Genomic DNA, 17,218 nt, shown 5'->3' with positions numbered 1-17,218 from the left:
CGTCCAACCGGTCCGATCCGCACAGCAGTCGGTGGCAGAACGGCCCGACCGGTGAACCCCGCGCCGTCCTCGGAACAGGCGTTCCCATACCGCGGCCGAACCGTTGTCGAACCCGTCGCGCCTAACGTCCCGTCCGTCGGGGCGGCGGCCGTTCCGGAGGCACGGGCGCGACCGGGGAGGCTCGTCGCGCTTCCGCGGCGCGCCCCGTGGAAACGGGAACGCCGGGCCGGTGACGGCCCCGGGGTCACCGCGCCGAGGCGGTCCTGCCGCGACTCGACGGCCGGCCGGAGGCGGGCGGGCGAACGACCACGTGGAGGAGACCGACTTGTTCGACGCGCTGTCCGATGCACTCGCCGACGAGCAGTTCTACGCGCCGCTGGGCACGATGGCGGACCCCGGCCGGCGCTTCGTGCCCGCCCGGGTCGCGGCCGGCTGGCGCGGAAGCGAGCGGGGCGTCTGGACGGCGTGGAGCACCCCCGGGGCGCGCCGGGCCGAGCAGGGCTGGAAGATCCACGTATCGGCGCGCCCGGAGCGGGCCCAGCACGTCCTCGACGCCGTGGCGGACATCTGCTTCGCCGAGGAGGTGCCGTTCAAGCACCTCTCGGCGCACTTCTTCTTCCTCGCCCTCCACCACAAGCACGGCGCCCGGTCCCAGGCGGGCAAGTTCTGCGCCGTGTACCCGCCGGACACCCCCGTCGCCGCACGGCTGCTGGACCGACTCGCCGAGGCCCTGCACGGCGAGGAGGGCGCCTACGTCCTCAGCGACCGCCGCTACCGGGACTCCCGCACCGTCCACTACCGCTACGGCGCGTTCGGCCGCCGCAGCCGACTGCTGCCCGACGGCACCGCACAACCGCTGCTGACCGACGGGCACGGGCACGACGTGCCGGACCGGCGGCTGCCGTACTTCGTCCTGCCCGAGGGCGTCCGCGACCCGTTCGTCGACCAGGAGCCGGCCCCTCACCTCGGTGCGATCCGCCTCCGCGACTACGAGATCGTCCAGGTGCTGCAGCCGAGCAACGCCGGCGGCGCCTACCGGGCCCGGGACACGCGTACCGGGCAGCTCGTCCTCGTCAAGGAGGCCCGCCCGCACAACGGCTACACCTGGGACGGCGTCAGCGCCCAGGAGCGGCTGCGCCGGGAGTTCGACACCCTGACCGCCGTGCACGCGGCGGCGGAGGGCGTGTGCCCCCGGCCGCTGGAGCGGTTCACGGAGTGGGAGCACGACTTCCTCGTCATGGAGTACGTCGAGGGACTGCCGCTGGTGACGTGGATCAACCGCTCGTCGCCCGTGCTGCTGGCCGACCGGCCGGCCGCGGACTTCGACCGCTACCACGCCGCCTGCCGGCGCGTCCTCGGCTCGCTCGACGACGCCCTGGAGCGGCTGCACGCGCTGGGGCTGCGGTTCGGCGACGTCAGCCCCGGGAACGTCATCGTCACCCCCGCCGGGGACGCCAGGCTCGTCGACTTCGAGTCCGCGACCGCGCTGGAGGCCCGCCCCGCCCGGATGGGCACTCCCGGCTTCGTGCCGCCCCCGGCCCTGACCGCCGAACACCGCGCCGACCCGCTGTTCGGCGACCGCTACGGCCTGTCGGCCCTCGCGCTCACCCTGCTCGCGCCCTTCCACAACGCTCCCCGGCTGACGGCGGCGAACTTCGCGCTACTGCGACGCGACCTGGCGGCCGGGTCGCCGGTTCCGCACGACCTCTGGAAGCGGGCCACCGCCTTCCGACGGTCCGGCGACGACCGGGCGTGGACCCTTCCCGACCCCGGGCAGGTGGACGCCGACCCGCTGGGCTGCCTGACCCTGCTCGCCGAGCGGACGGCCTCGGGACTGCTCGCCCTGGCCGACACCGACCGGCCCGACTGGGTCTTCCCACCGTCGCCCCAGGGGTTCCGCACCAACACGGTGTGCGTCGCCTACGGAACGGCGGGTGTGGCGCACGCCCTGTGCCGGGCCGGCGTCCCGGTCCCGGACGAGGTCCGCAAGCGGCTGCGCGCGGACGCGCTCGGCGCGGCCGACACGCTGCCCCCGGGGTTGGCCGTCGGCTCGGCCGGCGTCGCACGGGCGCTGGCCCGCACCGGGCACCTCGACGAGGCGATCGACCTGCTGCACGCGGCCGACCGCCACCCGCTGACGGCCACCACGACCACGCTGGCCGACGGACGGGCCGGGATCGGCCTGGCCTGGCTCGCCCTGCACCGCCTCACCCGCGACCCGCGCCACCTGGACCGCGCGGCGGCCGCCGGCGACGCGATCCTGCGGCACGGCACGGACCTGGCTCCGACGCTCGGTGCCCACGACGCCCGCGGCCTGTTCCACGGCCGCTCCGGACTGGCCCTCTTCCTCCACCACCTCACCGGCGAGACGGGGGAACCGCGCTGGCTGTCGGCGGGGCGCGCGCTGCTGCACGAGGAGCTGGACCGCGCGGTGGCACTGCCCGACGGCTCGCTCTCGTTCGCCGACAACGCCGTGAACCGGCGCGTCATGCCGTACCTGGCCACCGGGTCGGCCGGCATCGGCACCGTCCTGCTGCGCTACGCCGCCACCGCGGACGAGCGCCTCCTCGCGGCCCTGCCCCGCGTCCTCGCCGACGCCCGCAAGGTCAGCGCGCTCCAGGCCGGCCTGCACGACGGCTTCGCCGGACTGGTCTACCTGCTCTCCGAACACGCCGACCGCACCCAGCAGGACGCCGACCGCCAGGACGCGCTGCGGCTCGCGACCGGGCTCCTCAAGTACGCCGTCCCGCACGGCGACGGCGTCCGCTGGCTCGGCACGGGCTCACTGCGCTTCAGCGCCGACGTGGCCAACGGCAGCGCCGGAATCCTGCTGGCACTGCACCGAGCCCTCCACGGCCCGGGTGACGACTGGTTCACCCTGGATCCCACCCACCCACGAGACCCACGAGACCCACAGGACGTACGGAACTCACGGGACTCGCGGGACTCACGAGACAACGGAGGCAACCACCCATGACCGAGATCCTCGCCCTCCAGCAACTGGAGGCCCAGAGCGACGACCAGACGGAAGAGGCGTACCCCTTCCCCTGCTTCAGCATCTACGCCAGCACGTTCGTCGACGACGGCGCGTACTAGCCTCCGGCCGGCACCGGACCGCCCCTTCCAGCCCGGCACCGGCCGGGCGGGAAGGGGCGCGGTGCTGCGCCCGGGCCGACAGCGGACAAGCCGCTCGCCCGGGCAGGTCATTCAGGTCCGGATCGGCGTGACCCTTCGCTGCTGCCGCCGGTTCTCCCGGTGTACGGATGACCATGATCTGCCGAGGAGTACCCGTGACGAACCGCAGGACCCCGGTGGCCGCAGCGGCGTTGGCCACCCTGGTCGTGTTGGCCGGCAGCCCGCAGGCCCTGGCCCAGGACAAGCCCCGCGCGCAGTCCTGCGCGGCCTGGACGAAGGTGCAGGCCGTCGCCTACCTCAGTCACTCCGACGGAACCTTCCGCAAGGCCCAGGGAACGGTGGGCACCGTCGCGAAGGACACCTGCTTCATCTCGCTGGACGAGAACCGCTACCCGCCGGGCTGGTACACCGGCTGGAACGGCTACTGGTCGATCGCCAAGGAGAACGACAAGGGGGCGGTGTACAAGCAGTTCGCCCACGCGGTGGTCCGCAAGGAGGCCAACGGCTACACCGAGTCCTACACCGTCGACCTCGACCAGCTGCGCGACGTCGCCGAGAACGTCGGCTGCGACGCCAGGGTCACCCAGGACGTCGCCGACGCCTGGCGGGCCGACATCCGCGTCTACGGCGAACCCAACCTCCAGCTCACCGAATGGATCAGGACCTGGAACGAGGTGGTGGGCTTCACGGTCATCGGCCCGCGCTGGCGCAAGGACCAGTGCGTCAAGCTCACCGGCAGCGCCGCCAAGTGGGACGGCCACACCTTCTACGAGACCCCGAGGGGCGAGGGCAGCCACTACTACTGGATCCGCGACGACGCCGTGAAGCTGCAGCGCAGGTGACCCCCGACCGGTCGGCGACCCGGTGTCCGGGCCCTCGGCGGGCGGTTCCCGGACGGCCGGGAGGTCGGCACGGCCCGGCGGGCGCGCCTCGGGCGGTCAGGGCGGGTCCGTGGTGGTGAGGGCGGTCGCGGGCAGGACCGGTCGGTCGTCGAGGAGGGCCCGGCCGAGGGGGGTGAGGGTGTGGCGCACGCCCGGGCCGCTGCGTTCGGTGGTCAGCAGGCCCGCGGAGCGCAGGACGGTGGCGTGGTGGCTCGCGGTGGCCGGCGAGGTGCCGGTGCGGCGCGCGAGTTCGGCGGTGCCCGCCGGGTCGGCCGCCGCGCGCAGGGTGCGGGCGCGGGTGGTGCCGAGCAGCGCGACGAGCGGGCCGTCCGGCCCGTCCGGGGCGCCCTGGGACCAGATCGCGCGGTAGGTGGTGAGGTCGGGAGTGAGCGGGTAGTGCAGGACGAGCGGGTGGTCGAGGCCGCGGGTGTCGGTGAGGGGGATCGGCTCGGGCCAGAAGAAGGTGGGGACGAGCATCACCCCGGCGCCGCGCAGCCGCAGGTCCGCGTCGACCGGCCAGGGCAGCGTCAGCACCGGTGACTGCCAGCGGACGTCGGGATGGAGACTGTCGAACAGTCCCTCCAGGCCGAGGTCCGTGACGAGGACGGCCCGACGGGCGCGGTCGGCGTGCGCGACGGCCAGCAGCTGCGACCAGTACGGCTCGACCGCGAAGGCGTGGTACTCGCGCAGCCGGCGGTCCACCAGCTCGCGCCACTCGCGTTCGCCCCGACGCAGTTCGTGGACCCACCGGGGCGCCCGGGGGCGCGTCCCGCTGAGGACGCGCAGGTCGGCGCTCCACCGCCGGCCGGGCAGCGACCAGGTCTGGTCCAGGCTCTCCGCCAGGGTGTGGCTGCCGGCGTGCAGGAACACCTCCGCGGCCTCCGCCGCCCCGGCCGGCGTCGCCAGGTCGAACAGCACCCGCTGCTCCGGGCGGAGGCCCAGGCGGGTACGGCTGCGCCACCCCTCCAGCGCCGCACCGCCGACCCCGCGGGCCTGCACCAGCGACAGGCTCAGCATCGACTCGGCCAGCGGATCGGGTGCCCGCGCGATCCGAACCCTGGTCAGGTCCTCGTGGGTGAAGTGGATCCGCAGCAATTCCGCCCCCTCCGTCGCACACCGGCAGGGGCACCGCGGCGGTCCGGCCCGCCCCCCTGCGGCCCTACGGCCACCGTAGACCGACGTGCCGCACCGTCGTGCGCCCGGCGCGCCCGAACGGGTCGTGGCCGCCGGGCGGCGGCCACGACCCCGCGGTGGTCCGGTCAGAAGCTGACGATCTGCAGGAACGTGCCGGGGTTGTCGTTGTAGTTGGTGCCGGTGACGTAGAAGGTGTGGCCGTCCGGGCCGACCGTCAGGTTGGCGCCGTGTTCGAGGTCGAACTCGGCGAAGTCCTCCTTCGGCACCGGTTGGTCGGTGGCCGTGCTGTACGCGGCCACGGTCGGGCTCGGCAGGTTGGTCTGGATCAGGACGTACAGCCGGCTGCCGCGGGGGTTCACCGCGAGACCGGCGATCTGACGGAAGCCCGTGTGGAGGTCGATCGTGGTGGCGAGGGTGTCGGTGGCCAGGTCGATCACCTGGATCCGGCCCTCGGGCTTGGTCTGCGCGTACACCGTGGACCCGTTCGGGGCCAGGACCAGGTCGTCGATGAACCCGGGCGAGGTGATGGTGCGGACGACGGCCGGGTGCGCCCCGGTGAGGTCGAGGCGGATCAGGCCCTCGGGGCTGGAGAGGTAGCCGGTCGCTCCGCCCGGGCGCAGCACGAGGTCACGGGGGTTCGACGTCGGCAGCGGCGTCCCACCGGTGAACGTGCGGGAGGCGGCGGAGAAGGTGAGCAGGCGCCCGGGGAGGACGGACGGCTCCGGCCGCGCGTCCAGGAACGGGCCGCCCTGGCCGACGTAGACCGTCGCCCCGTCCGGCGACACCGCCAGGCTGTAGGGCGAGCCGACCTGCCAGCCGTCCGGGTGGGGCTGCTCGGGCAGCGGAACGCTCGCCCGCACGGTGTTGGTGGTGGTGTCGAAGATGTTCAGGGTGCCCGCGCCGGTCAGGTAGATGAGCCGGCCGTCCGGGGAGAAGGTCTTGGTACCGCTCCAGTGCTCCGTGCCGATCGGGACCTCGGCGAGGACGGCGCCGCTGCGGGTGTCGACGACACCGAGCCGATTGCCCGTCTGCGTCTCCTCACCGATGTAGGCGCGCCGCCCGTCGGCGCTGATCAGGGCCCGCTGCGTCCAGTCGATGCCGGGCAGTGGCACCAGTCGCTCCACACCGCCGACGGGAGGCTTTCCGCCCCCGGGTGACGGTGCGGCAGCAGCGCCGGTAGCGGTGGCGGTGGCGACGCCGGGGCCGACGAGAACGCCCGCCGCCACAAGCGCGGCCGCAAGCAGGGAAGCGGCCCAACGGGCCACCGGTGGACGTGAGTTCATGGAACCAGCCTCTCTCCCGTGCCGGATGTGCGGACCTGCCACGAGGCTAAGGCATGAACATGTCGTTCCGGTTCGACGGGCGCCCGCCGGGCCCGGTTCCCCGGACGGCGATTATCGGCCAGGCGTTTCGCGTCACTGTCCGATGACCTGTCGTTGACACGTGCTTGACCATCGCTTTAATGTCGCAGTGGCGGCGACGAACGCGCCGCCGGATTACCGGTATATCTCGGAGGTCCGAATGGAACAGCTCATCAAGAAGATGACCCAGGACGACAAGTGGAAGGGCTGGGTCGCCGCCAACTCCGGAAGCACCGCCAAGGACGGCTGCATCAGCGCGGCCCCCAAGTCCGGGTGCATCAGCGTGGCCAAGGCCGGCTGTATCTCCTGACGCACCGACCGGCACCTGACGGCGCAGATCTGCCCTGACCTGCGCCGACGAGGTTCGGGCCGGCCGGAACACCCGGCCGGCCCGGGCCTGCGGCGCGCCCTCGCCGACGCGTACCGCCCGCGTCGCCCGGGCCGGCCTGCCGTCCGATTCCTGCCCCGGGGCCGGAGAACCGGAGCCCCGGACACCGACCGGAGGTGGCATTTGAACGGCCAGCCGACCGCCGACGTGGTCGACCGGATCAAGGACATTCCCCTCTACCGCGCCTCGATCGAACAGGGCCATTTCCCCATTCTGGAGAAACCCGAGATCGCCAGCGGATTTCCCGACAACTGGATGACCCCTCAGCTGTCGGCGGCCCTCACGGCCGGCGAGGCGGAGTTCGTGCTCTCCACCGGCACCAACCACGCCCGTATGCAGATCATCCGACCGCCCTACTTCCTGCTGAAGTCCTACTACCGCCTGTGGAGCGAGCACCCCGATCTCGCCGACACCTGGCGGGAGGGCTGCAACCGGGTCTCCCTCACCACCGTCCTGGCCACCGAGCACGTCGCCCGCGTCAACGCCCGCAAGCGGGGCGAGGAACCGGCGGCCGAACCGGACCTGCGCGACCGCCGGCTGGACGACCGCACCTTCTACCTCAACCTGCGGCTGGACCCGGACCACTGGCAGCGGGCCGACGTCGAACGCATGCTCGCCGAGATCCGCGACGCCGCCCGCGCGCACCCGCACGGCCGCTACCTGCTCGACTGCTCGTCGTCGCACCTCGCCCACCTGGTGCGCAAGGCCCGTGCCTGGGGCCTGTGGGAGGGGTTCCCGCCGCCGGCGGCCGTCGTCCACGCCTACGAGTACACGCCGGCGAACGTGGCCCGGTACCTGCGCGAGCACTTCGACTGCCCGATCGTCGACCTGTTCGGCAGCACCGAACTCGGCTACCTCTACTACAGCGACCGCGGCGGCGACTACCGGCCCTACCTGCACGACATGAGCGTCGAACTGCTGCCCGTCGCCCCCGGCAGCACCATCCACAGCCTCATCGTCACGAGCGTGCGCAATCCCTTCATGCCGCTGGTCCGCTACCGCTCGGGCGACTGCGTGCGCACCGCCGACGGCAGCACCGACCCGGAGCGCATCACCCGCTTCTGCGGCCGCGAGAAGGAGTTGCTCGCCACCCCGCGCGGCCCCCGCGCCCAGGGCGACCTCGACGAAGCCGTCAGCGCCGTCACCGCTCGGGTCTTCCTCACCCGTCTGCACCTGGAGGAGCCGGACGGGGCCGTCCTGCGCTGCACCACCTTCGACGCCGCCCCGCTCACCCGCGCCGAGAGCGACGCCCTGGCCGACGCGGCCGGCGAACTCACCGGCCGGCGCTGCCGCGTGGAGCACCACGACCACCTGCCGGTCGGCGCCTCCGGCAAGTACGCCTGGCTCGCCGCGTCCCCGACCGGCGCCACGAACCCGACCCCGTCGGCCGGAGGTACCCGATGACCGCCCCATCCGACTCCCGGCCCGACTACCGGTCCGACTCCCAGGACCGTGTCACGGTCACGGACCTCGAAGAGCTGCTCGGCGAAGACCTCCACGCCGAGGCGGTCGCCTACACCGTCAACCGCACCGGCTGCGCACCCGCCGACGCCGAACGCCAGGTCACCGAGTGCCTGCGCTACCTCTACCTCGTCTCCCGGCACCGGGAGGAGCTCGCCGGCCTCTTCCTCCCCGTCGAGCAGCACATCGACGAGATCTGGCACTACCTCATCCTGCAGACCCGCGAGTACCGCGCGCTGTGCGAGGAACGCCTGCCCGGCCGGTTCTTCGTCCACCACCGCGGCATCCCGTACGAGTCCTACCAGGAGGAACCCGGCCGCCGGCAGGCCGCCGAGGAGGCGCTGCGCTGGATCCCGCTCTACTGCGGTGCCTTCGGCCCGTTCGACGAGGGTGCCCTCCCCCACTGGACCATCGTCCGCTATCTGCACGAGCAGCTGGACATGTCGCTGGAGGAGATCTCGGCGCTGAGCCCCCTGGCGTCCTCGTGAGCGCCGCCCCGGCGGGCGGCGTGGCCCGCCGACCGGCGGGGCGTCCAGGGCCGCCGGAAGCACCGGAAGCGCCCGAGGCCCCCGAACAGCGGCGGATCCTGGCCGTCCTGGTCGCCTCGCAGCTGGTCAGCGGCGCCGGACTCACCGCCGGCATCGTCGTCGGCGCCCTGCTGGCCGAAGAGATGCTCGGCTCCACCGGCCTCGCCGGCATCCCCACCGCCCTGTTCACCGGCGGATCGATGCTCGGCGCGTTCGCCATCGGACGGCTGTGCCAGCGGCGCGGACGCCGCCCCGGCCTCGGCGCCGGTTACGCGATCGGCGCCCTGGGCAGCGTCGGCGTGGTCGCCGCCGTGGCCCTGGACCAGGTCGTCCTGCTGCTGCCCTCGCTCCTGGTCTACGGCGCCGGCACCGCCACCAACCTCCTCGCCCGCTACGCCGGCGCGGACCTCGCCGCACCCCACCGCCGCGCCCGCGCCCTGAGCCGCGTCCTGCTCGCCGCCACCCTCGGCGCGGTGGCCGGGCCCAACCTCGTCCCGCTCACCGGCGACATCGCCCGCGCCTGGGGCATCCCCCCACTCGCCGGGCCGTTCCTGCTCGCCGCCCTCGGCTACGCGGCGGCGGCCGTCCTGCTCACCGCGCTGCTGCGCCCCGACCCGCTCCACCTGGCCCGGGCCCGGCTCCCCGCCGCGGACGCCCCGGGCACCGTCCAGGGAACCGACTCCGGAAGCGCGGCCGACCCGGTGCGGAAGGGCGAGGACCCGCCACGGGGGCCGGGCGTCGCCACCGGCCTGTGGATCATGCTGCTCGGCCAGCTGCCCAAGGTCGCCCTCATGACGATGACACCTGTCCACCTGGCCGCCAACGGCCACGGCACCGGCACGATCGGCCTGGTCGTCTCGCTCCACATCGCCGCGATGTTCCTGCCCTCCCCGCTCACCGGCCTCGTCACCGACCGCCTCGGCGCCCTCCCCGTCGCCGCCGCCTCCGGCGCTCTCCTCTGCGCGGCCGCACTCCTGGCCGCCGCCGCGCCGGGCGACTCGGTGCCCCTCCTCGCCGTCGCCCTCACCCTCGCCGGCATCGCCTGGAACCTCGGCCTGGTCAGCGGAACGGCCGTCATCACGGCCGCGCTGCCACCGGGGCACGGCGCGAACACCCAGGGCCTGGCCGACGTCGGCCTCGCCGTCGCGGGCAGCACCGGCGCCCTGCTCTCGGGCCTCGCCGTCACGGCCGGCGGCTACACCAGCCTGGCCCTCGCCTGCGCACTGACAGCCCTCCTGGTCACGCCGCTGGCCCTGCGCGCGGCCCGGGCCGGGGCGTGATCCGGGCTGGAGCGGAAACCGAACCGATGTGAAGGCAGGCCCCGGGCCGCGGTCACGGGCCGGGGCCGGGGTGCGGGGCGGGTGGGGGCGCCGGGGGGCGGCGGGGTGGGAGGGGGAAGAAGCCGCTGGTGCGGGCGGCGTAGGCGGCCCAGTCGGGTCGTTCGGGGGCGAGGTGGCGTTCGAGCATCGGTTTGCCGCTGCCGAAGGCGAGCAGGTAGGTCATCAGGAGCGGGCTGAGGACGAGGGCCCAGCCGATCGGGCTGTCCGCGGCGAGCAGGAACAGGCCCCACCAGACGCAGGCGTCGCCGAAGTAGTTGGGGTGGCGGGTCCAGCGCCACAGGCCGCGGTCCATGATCCGGCCGCGGTTGGCGGGGTCGGCCTTGAACCGGGCGAGCTGCCGGTCCCCCACCGCCTCGAAGTACAGGCCGACCGTCCACAGCGCGGTGCCCGCCCAGGCGAGCGCGCCGGGCGGGTGGGGAAGGTACTGGGCGGCCTGGACGGGCAGCGAGACGAACCAGACGATGGCGGCCTGGAGCAGGTAGACGATCCGCAGGGCGTACCGGGTGCGGGCCGGGCCCTCGGGGGCGCGGGAGAGCATCCGGGCGTAGCGCGGGTCCTCGGGGGCGCCGCGGGAGCGCCACCACAGGTGGGCGGACAGCCGCAGGCCCCAGACGGTGACGAGCAGGGTGGCCAGCAGGCGGCGGCCCGGGTCCCCGTGGTGGTCCGAGAGCGCGAATCCGCTCAGCGCCACGGCGGTGAACGCCAGCCCCCAGGCCGTGTCGACGCCCCGGTGGCGGCCCGAGCGCACTCCCGCGGCGAAGGCGACGAGGAGGACGGCCAGGGCCACGGCGGCGGTGACGGCGAGGTTGAGCGCGAAGGCGGCGGCGTTCACGGCCGGTCCTCGTCGCGGGTGAGGAGGAGTTGGTGGAGGTCGAGGTAGCCGGTGCGGAAACCGGCTTCGGAGTGGGCGAGGTAGAGCTCCCACATGCGCCGGAAGACCTCGTCGAAGCCGAGGGCCGCGACCTGGGGCGAGCGTTCGGTGAAGCGTTCGCGCCAGAGGCGCAGGGTCTCGGCGTAGTGCGGTCCGTACGTGTCGGCGCGGGTGAGGCGCAGCCGGGTGTGGCGGGCGGCGGTCTCCTCGATCGCCCGCACGGACGGGACGAGGCCGCCGGGGAAGATGTACTTCAGGATCCAGGTGTAGGTGCGGCTGCTGGCGAGCATCCGGTCGTGGGGCATGGTGATCGCCTGCAGGGCGACCCGGCCGCCGGGGGCCAGGACCCGGTCGAGGGTGGCGAAGTAGTCCGGCCAGAACGGCCGGCCGACGGCTTCGATCATCTCGACGCTGACGACGGCGTCGTACCGGCCTTCGGCGGCGCGGTAGTCGCACAGCCGGACCTCCGCGCGGTCGGCCTGCCCGGCGGCGGCGATCCGCTGCCGGGCGAGGGCGAGTTGCTGCTCGGAGAGGGTCAGGGTGACGACGTGGGCGCCGCGGGCGGCGGCGCGCAGGGCCAGTTCGCCCCAGCCGGTGCCGATCTCCAGCAGCCGGGTGCCGGGGCCGACCCGGGCCAGGTCGAGCAGCCGGTCGATCTTGCGGTGCTGGGCGGCGGGCAGGCCGTCGTGGGTGGCGAGCAGCGCACGGCCGGGGAGCGGTGCCCGGCCGAGGCGCGGGCCCGGGAGCGGGGCGTCGGCCGGGCCGGTCGGGAAGAGGGCCGAGGAGTAGCTCATCGTCGGGTCGAGGAACAGCGCGAACAGCTCGTTCGACAGGTCGTAGTGCCGGCGGACGTTGCGCCGCGCGTTCGCCGCGGTGGACAGTTCCTCGTCCGGCGGCCGTTGCACGTAGAACCGGCGCAGCCACCGCGCGCCGCTGGGCACCAGGGTCTCGGGGGCGGTGGCGAGCGCGGTGAGCAGCGCGACCAGGTCGGGGCTGTCCCAGTCGCCGGCCTGGTAGGACTCCCCGAAGCCGATCAGGCCGCTCTCGCCGACCCGGTGCAGGAAGTCCCGCGGGTGGTGCAGCCGCAGGACCGGTGCCCCGGGCGGGGCCGGCCGCAGGACGCGGCCGCCGGGCAGTTCGACGCGCAGGCCGCGCCGCGAGGCGGCCCGGCGGAGCAGGCGCGCGGCGGCGGCCGCGCGCAGCGGCACGTCCGGTACCCGGGCGACGTCCGGCCAGCGCGCGGGGTCGACGAAGGGTGTCGGCGTCTCGGTCGGGGAGGCCGTGGTCGTCATGGGGCGGGTACCTCTTCCGTGGGAACGGGCCGGTCGTCGGGCCGGGACGGGCCGGCAGCCGGGCAGGGGGTGGCCGCCGGGCAGGGGGTGGCGGCGGCCGGGCGGGGGTGGACCGGCAGACCGCTGAGCCACAGGCGGATGCCCCGGTAGCGGATGTGCAGGCTGACGGCCCAGGTGGCGAACGGATGGGTCAGGGCGACGCGCAGCAGAGCCGCCGGCGCGGCCGGGCGGGCGGTGCCGCGGACGGTGGCGGTGAAGGCGGGCTCGCCCCGGCGTTCCAGGTGGACCGCCAACCGCAGCCGCTCCCCCGGTTCCGGCAGCACCATGCGGTAGCGTCCGTCGACGGGGAAGAACGGCGAGACGTAGAAGTCCTTGACGGTCTCGGCGCGGCCCTCGGGATCGGGGGGCAGCAGGTAGCGGTGCCGCCCGCCGTAGGTGTTGTGGACCTCGGCGACCGTGCACAGCGGGCGGCCCTCCCCGTCCCGGCACCAGTACACGGTCAGCGGGTTGAACACGTGGCCGAGCGAGCGGGCCTGGGTCAGCATCAGGACCCTTCCCCGGCCGAGCCGCAGGCCGTGGGCGAGGAGGTAGCGCTCCAGGTCGTGCCGGATCGTGGGCGGGTCGTCGCCGGCGGCGAGGGCGTGGTCGCGCGGCAGGAACCGGGCCAGTGGGCGCAGCGGCCGGGCGAGCACCGGCGGGTCGTCGAGGTCCACCAGCCACAGGTAGCCGCGGTGGCGGAACGGCCGTCGCCGGGGGGCGGTGCGCACGTGCGTGGTGACGGTCTCGTAGAGGACCGCGCCCCACGGTCCGGGCAGCGCGGTCACGGGACGCTCACCCCCAGCAGCGCGTGCGCGGCCTCGATGCCGGAACGGCAGCCGTCCTCGTGGAAGCCCCAGCCGTGGTACGCGCCCGCGAACACGGTCCGGGCGGTGGCGAGTTGCGGCAGCCGGCGCTGGGCCGCGACCGTGCGCGCGGTGTACACCGGGTGTTCGTAGACGGTGCGGGAGAGCACCAGGTGCTCGGGGATCGGCCGCTGCCGGTCCTCGTTGAGGGTGACCAGGTAGTCGGCCTCGGTGTCCAGGCGCAGCAGCCGGTTGAGGTGGTAGCTGACCCGCACCCGGTCGGAGGGCGCGGTGCAGCTGGGCATCCGGTAGTTCCACGATCCGCGGGCCGACCGGGCGCTGGGAAGGACCCCCGGGTCGCGGTGCAGGACCGTCGGGTTGCGGGAGTAGGTGAAGGCGCCGAGGATCTCGCGCTCGTCGTCGCTCGGGTCGGCGAGCAGCCGCAGCGCCTGGTCGGCGTGGGTGGCGACCACCACGGCGTCGGTCTCGGTGCTGCGCCCGTCCGCGCGGACCACGGTGACCCCGTCGGGATGCCGGCGCACCGCGCGCACGGGCGCCGATCTGTGCACGGTGGTGAGCCGCTCCGCGATCCGGTCGACGTAGGTGCGCGAGCCGCCGACGACGGTGCGCCAGGTCGGCGAGCCGCCCACGCCGAGCAGGCCGTGGTTGCGCAGGAAGGCGAACAGGTAGCGGGCCGGGTAGTCGCCCGCCAGGTCGGGGGCGCAGGACCACACCGAGGAGACCAGCGGGGTCATGAAGTGGCTCACGAAGTACGGCCCGAACCGCCCCGAGGCGAGGAACTCCCGCAGGCTCGGCTCCCCGGCCCCCGGGTCGGCCAGCAGCCGGCGGGCGAGCCGGTGGAACCGGGGCACCTCGGCGAGCAGGCGCAGGTACCGGCCGCGGACCAGGACGTCGGGGCGGGGGAACAGCCCCGACGGCCCCCGCGCGCCCGCGTACTCCAGGCCGCAGCCGTCGCAGCGTACGGACATGCTCATCTCGCTGTCCCGGGTGCGGACGCCGAGTTCCGCGAACAGGCCCACCAGGTACGGGTAGGTGCGCTCGTTGTGCACCAGGAACCCGGTGTCCAGCGGCACCGCCCGCCCGTCCCGGTCGTGGGCCTCCTGGGTGTGGGCGTGGCCGCCGAGGCGGTCGTCGGCCTCGAACAGCTCGACCTCCACTCCGGCCCGGGAGAGCCGGTACGCCGCGGTGAGCCCGGCGACGCCGGATCCCACCACCGCCACGGTGCGCGGACGCGCGCCGGGGCGCGGGGCGGCGGGGGCCGGGCCGGGGCGCGGGACCGGCGCGGCGGAGACGGTGTCGAACATGGTCACGGGTTCCCCTCCCGACCGGGCCGCGGCGCGACCCGCGATGTCGTCGCACCTGTTCTTCGGAACCGCGCCCGAACCGGATTGGCCCCGTCCCGGCCGCAGCGGTGGTCCGGAGGGACCGCAGCGGTGCCGCATCGCTTGTGCGTCGGCCGGGACGTCGGGTCAGCGCGCGGCGCCGTGCTCGGCGACGAAGGCCGGGACGTCGGGTCAGCGCCCGGCGCCGTGCTCGGCGAGGAAGGCCAGGACCCCGCGCCAGGAGTCCGCGCACGCCTCGGCGGTGTCCGCCGCGCCCTGCTCGAAGAAGCCGTGCGGAGCCCCGGGGTAGACCACCGACCGGTACCGGCACCCGGCGGCGTCGAGCGCCTGCTCGAACCCCGCCACCGCGGCCGGCGGAACAGCCTCGTCGGCGCCGCCCCACAGCGCCAGGAGCGGCGCCGTGAAGTCGCCGGCGAGCTGGGTCGGGCCGGGCGAGCCGTTGATCGCGTCCGGGTATCCGTAGAAGCCGATCACACCGGCGAGCCCGAACCGCTCGGCGGCGGCCCGAAAGGCCTGACGGCCGCCGAAGCAGAAGCCGAGGGCGATCACCGGCCGTCCGACCGCCCCACCGTCGCCGTCACCGTCGTCGCGCAGTGCCGCGGCCGCCGCGGTGATGTCGGCGTCCAGGCCGGCCGGGGTGAGCCTCATCAGGTGGGTCAGCAGGTTGCCGGGCTCGGTGAACTCCGCTCCCCGGTCACGGAGGTCGGGCCCGGCGGTGCGGCCGAACCAGTCCAGGGCGAGCGCGGGATGCCCCTGCTCCGCCAGCCGTTCGGTGAGTGCCTCGTAGAACGGGGACAGGCCGCTGTTGTCGGGCAGCACCACCACGGCGGCGCCGGACGGGCGCTCGGGCCGCGCCAGGAAGGCGGCGAACCGGGTCCCGTCAGCTGCCGTCAGGACGAGCGGACCCGCCTCCCGGACGGGGGTGACGGCGGCGCCGTGGACGGGCGGAACAGCGTCGGACTCGTAGCACACAGGGCATTCCTCGTCAGTGTTTCCACGGGGTGACGCCGGACGTTCGGCGTCGGCGGACGCGGGAACACTATGCGAGAAATCTCAATGCGGCGGGGCATCATATCATGAAGATGAATTTTCCGCAAGGCACCTGCCTTGACGGCCCGCCCCGGCGCTCGGGGCGAGCCGGAAAGGCGTCCGGTCGCTACAGGCTGACGAACGGGGCGGCCACCGCGACCCCGACCAGGCCGAGCCCGGCCGCCGTGACCGGCAGCCCCAGCAGCAGCACCGCCAGCACCGCTCCGACGGTCGTCCAGACTGTCGGGGCCCCCTGCACCACCAGCCGCGGATCGGCCGGGTCGTAGCTGAGCTCCACCTCGGCCCGCACCGCGTCACTCGGCGACCGCTCGGTCCGGTAGGTCCGCCGGACCCCCTGCAGATCGGTGAACTCATAGGCCAACCTGCGTCGTCGGTGATGCGGCGGCTCCTGGTCCGGAATGTCGACCAGCTCCTGCTCGGTCAGCTCGGCCGTCACCGGGATGCCGCGCAGGTACAGCCGACGGTTCCGCCACTCCGCCCGGGCCCCGTACAGCACGGCGACACCGAACCCCGTGACCAGCGAGCCGCAGAACCACCCCACCACCACCTGGCCCACCCCGGCCCCGCCGCCCGCCGCGATCGAGAGCCCGACCGGGCACAGCAGGAAGAGCGCCAGCAGCCGCCCCGCCCGCGAGCGCGCCGGCCGACCCGGTCCGGCCGGCCGCCAGACGGTGCGCACGGCGCCTTCCGCCACCGGCCCGGCGGTCTCGACGGCCACCCGCACCGCCCGGACGAACTCCGTCGCGGCGGGCCCGGATCGGGCCCGGACCAGGTAGTCGGACTCCGACGCCCCGTCGGCACGCAGCACCAGCCGAACCCGGCGCCCCCTCAGCTCGACCCGCTCGATCAGCTGGACGGGTATCCGGTGCTCCACGAACCTGTCCCGGACCAGCACCGCACCGTCCGACCAGCCGGCACTGACACCCCCACGGCCGCGCAGTACCAACTCCTGACTGTTCCCCATCACCGGAGTCTCGCACCCCGCATCGACTGCCCGACTGCCGCCCTCCGGGGTCTCCGACAGAGTCGACCGTCGAGGGCCACGGCGGCGGCTGCCACGGAGCACCGACCAGCGTCGCTCAGCGCCCCCACCCGATCGAGCGGCGAACGACGGGGCCGGGCCGCGTCCCGCATCTCCTCGGCTCGACCCAGGCGTCCGTCGGGGAGGCGGAACGGGCGTCGCGCAGCACCGCGGGGCCGGAGACGCCCTGCCCCGCATCGAGGCCGGCGGGCCCGGGAGCCGACCGCCCGGTCGGCGACGCCGGTGGTCCGGGCGACGCCGGCCCGGCCGGGCCCCTCGGGGGCCACCACCGTGTCGGCGGTCTACCCGATCCCGAACCAGCCACCTGACGTGACGGCAACTTCCGCTTCCCGCAAGCGATCCAGGCCCTCGCCGGGTGCCACGGGCGGCGGTTCGTCAATGCGCCGTTGTGCCAGAAGGCGCGCGCGAAGTGCGCCGGTTCGGCGGGGGCGGGGGCGCGGTTGATCTCTGTTGACTGTCTCCACGCCGCGAGTTGCACACGGACGATCGCGGCCCGGAAACCGTTATTTCCAGGGGGAATCCGCCAGTAT

At 74.5% G+C, this 17,218-nt stretch carries 15 protein-coding genes; 7 read left to right on the top strand and 8 right to left on the bottom strand.

Going from position 1 to position 17,218, the window contains the following annotated elements; genetic code table 11:
* Positions 1 to 325: 325 nt before the first annotated feature.
* The 3 genes from lanKC to ACW14Y_RS40170 all read left to right on the top strand — a co-directional run bounded on the left by lanKC (position 326) and on the right by ACW14Y_RS40170 (position 3,977).
* Complete coding sequence (lanKC, locus tag ACW14Y_RS40180; protein ID WP_456985311.1) at positions 326 to 2,977, top strand: class III lanthionine synthetase LanKC; 2,652 nt, start codon at positions 326 to 328, stop codon at positions 2,975 to 2,977.
* Positions 2,974 to 3,096: a hypothetical protein gene (locus ACW14Y_RS40175; RefSeq protein WP_380444072.1), complete on the top strand. Its 123-nt coding sequence runs from the start codon at positions 2,974 to 2,976 to the stop codon at positions 3,094 to 3,096. Before lanKC ends, ACW14Y_RS40175 begins: the two co-directional genes overlap by 4 nt.
* A gap of 194 nt (positions 3,097 to 3,290) precedes the next feature.
* Positions 3,291 to 3,977 (top strand): hypothetical protein, encoded by a 687-nt coding sequence (locus ACW14Y_RS40170; protein WP_456985310.1) that lies wholly within the window; start codon positions 3,291 to 3,293, stop codon positions 3,975 to 3,977.
* A 96-nt stretch (positions 3,978 to 4,073) separates the two neighbouring features.
* Here the strand turns inward: ACW14Y_RS40170 and ACW14Y_RS40165 are convergent, their stop codons facing one another.
* Both ACW14Y_RS40165 and ACW14Y_RS40160 read right to left on the bottom strand, forming a co-directional pair.
* Entirely contained in the window at positions 4,074 to 5,111 is a 1,038-nt protein-coding gene (locus ACW14Y_RS40165) for an ArsR/SmtB family transcription factor (protein ID WP_456985309.1), read from the bottom strand.
* A 164-nt stretch (positions 5,112 to 5,275) separates the two neighbouring features.
* Positions 5,276 to 6,262 (bottom strand): YncE family protein, encoded by a 987-nt coding sequence (locus ACW14Y_RS40160; RefSeq protein ID WP_456985308.1) that lies wholly within the window; start codon positions 6,260 to 6,262, stop codon positions 5,276 to 5,278.
* A gap of 409 nt (positions 6,263 to 6,671) precedes the next feature.
* On the opposite strand from ACW14Y_RS40160, the gene ACW14Y_RS40155 reads away from it, so the two are divergent.
* The 4 genes from ACW14Y_RS40155 (at position 6,672) to ACW14Y_RS40140 (ending at position 10,167) form a co-directional block, all read left to right on the top strand.
* Positions 6,672 to 6,821 (top strand): hypothetical protein, encoded by a 150-nt coding sequence (locus ACW14Y_RS40155; protein ID WP_167349754.1) that lies wholly within the window; start codon positions 6,672 to 6,674, stop codon positions 6,819 to 6,821.
* A 201-nt stretch (positions 6,822 to 7,022) separates the two neighbouring features.
* Positions 7,023 to 8,303 (top strand): hypothetical protein, encoded by a 1,281-nt coding sequence (locus tag ACW14Y_RS40150; RefSeq protein ID WP_456985307.1) that lies wholly within the window; start codon positions 7,023 to 7,025, stop codon positions 8,301 to 8,303.
* Complete coding sequence (locus ACW14Y_RS40145) at positions 8,300 to 8,848, top strand: hypothetical protein (protein WP_456985306.1); 549 nt, start codon at positions 8,300 to 8,302, stop codon at positions 8,846 to 8,848. Before ACW14Y_RS40150 ends, ACW14Y_RS40145 begins: the two co-directional genes overlap by 4 nt.
* Positions 8,845 to 10,167: an MFS transporter gene (locus ACW14Y_RS40140; protein WP_456985305.1), complete on the top strand. Its 1,323-nt coding sequence runs from the start codon at positions 8,845 to 8,847 to the stop codon at positions 10,165 to 10,167. Before ACW14Y_RS40145 ends, ACW14Y_RS40140 begins: the two co-directional genes overlap by 4 nt.
* A gap of 52 nt (positions 10,168 to 10,219) precedes the next feature.
* Here the strand turns inward: ACW14Y_RS40140 and ACW14Y_RS40135 are convergent, their stop codons facing one another.
* The 6 genes from ACW14Y_RS40135 to ACW14Y_RS40110 all read right to left on the bottom strand — a co-directional run bounded on the left by ACW14Y_RS40135 (position 10,220) and on the right by ACW14Y_RS40110 (position 16,610).
* Positions 10,220 to 11,059 (bottom strand): DUF1295 domain-containing protein, encoded by an 840-nt coding sequence (locus ACW14Y_RS40135; protein ID WP_380394514.1) that lies wholly within the window; start codon positions 11,057 to 11,059, stop codon positions 10,220 to 10,222.
* Positions 11,056 to 12,390 carry a class I SAM-dependent methyltransferase gene (locus tag ACW14Y_RS40130; RefSeq protein ID WP_456985304.1) on the bottom strand — a complete coding sequence of 445 codons (1,335 nt, stop codon included), beginning with the start codon at positions 12,388 to 12,390 and terminating at the stop codon, positions 11,056 to 11,058. Before ACW14Y_RS40130 ends, ACW14Y_RS40135 begins: the two co-directional genes overlap by 4 nt.
* Entirely contained in the window at positions 12,387 to 13,205 is an 819-nt protein-coding gene (locus tag ACW14Y_RS40125) for a DUF1365 domain-containing protein (protein ID WP_402724066.1), read from the bottom strand. Before ACW14Y_RS40125 ends, ACW14Y_RS40130 begins: the two co-directional genes overlap by 4 nt.
* A gap of 5 nt (positions 13,206 to 13,210) precedes the next feature.
* Positions 13,211 to 14,557 carry an NAD(P)/FAD-dependent oxidoreductase gene (locus tag ACW14Y_RS40120; RefSeq protein ID WP_456988383.1) on the bottom strand — a complete coding sequence of 449 codons (1,347 nt, stop codon included), beginning with the start codon at positions 14,555 to 14,557 and terminating at the stop codon, positions 13,211 to 13,213.
* 210 nt (positions 14,558 to 14,767) lie between these two features.
* A complete protein-coding gene (locus tag ACW14Y_RS40115) occupies positions 14,768 to 15,568 on the bottom strand; it encodes a dienelactone hydrolase family protein (RefSeq protein WP_456985303.1) in 801 nt (266 codons plus the stop codon).
* A 184-nt stretch (positions 15,569 to 15,752) separates the two neighbouring features.
* A complete protein-coding gene (locus ACW14Y_RS40110; protein WP_456985302.1) occupies positions 15,753 to 16,610 on the bottom strand; it encodes a hypothetical protein in 858 nt (285 codons plus the stop codon).
* Positions 16,611 to 17,218: the final 608 nt, after the last annotated feature.

This window comes from Kitasatospora sp. cg17-2 (genome assembly GCF_054031055.1).
Note: the sequence above shows the minus strand (reverse complement) of the source record. Positions and strands in the feature narration are given on the sequence as shown.

Bases quoted from the DNA above. Each gene is read 5' to 3' on its own strand.
- ACW14Y_RS40130 (WP_456985304.1), bottom strand. From the start codon at position 12,390: ATGACGACCACGGCCTCCCCGACCGAGACGCCGACACCCTTCGTCGAC.
- ACW14Y_RS40175 (WP_380444072.1), top strand. From the start codon at position 2,974: ATGACCGAGATCCTCGCCCTCCAGCAACTGGAGGCCCAGAGCGACGAC.
- ACW14Y_RS40110 (WP_456985302.1), bottom strand. From the start codon at position 16,610: ATGGGGAACAGTCAGGAGTTGGTACTGCGCGGCCGTGGGGGTGTCAGT.
- ACW14Y_RS40155 (WP_167349754.1), top strand. From the start codon at position 6,672: ATGGAACAGCTCATCAAGAAGATGACCCAGGACGACAAGTGGAAGGGC.
- ACW14Y_RS40120 (WP_456988383.1), bottom strand. From the start codon at position 14,557: ATGTTCGACACCGTCTCCGCCGCGCCGGTCCCGCGCCCCGGCCCGGCC.
- ACW14Y_RS40145 (WP_456985306.1), top strand. From the start codon at position 8,300: ATGACCGCCCCATCCGACTCCCGGCCCGACTACCGGTCCGACTCCCAG.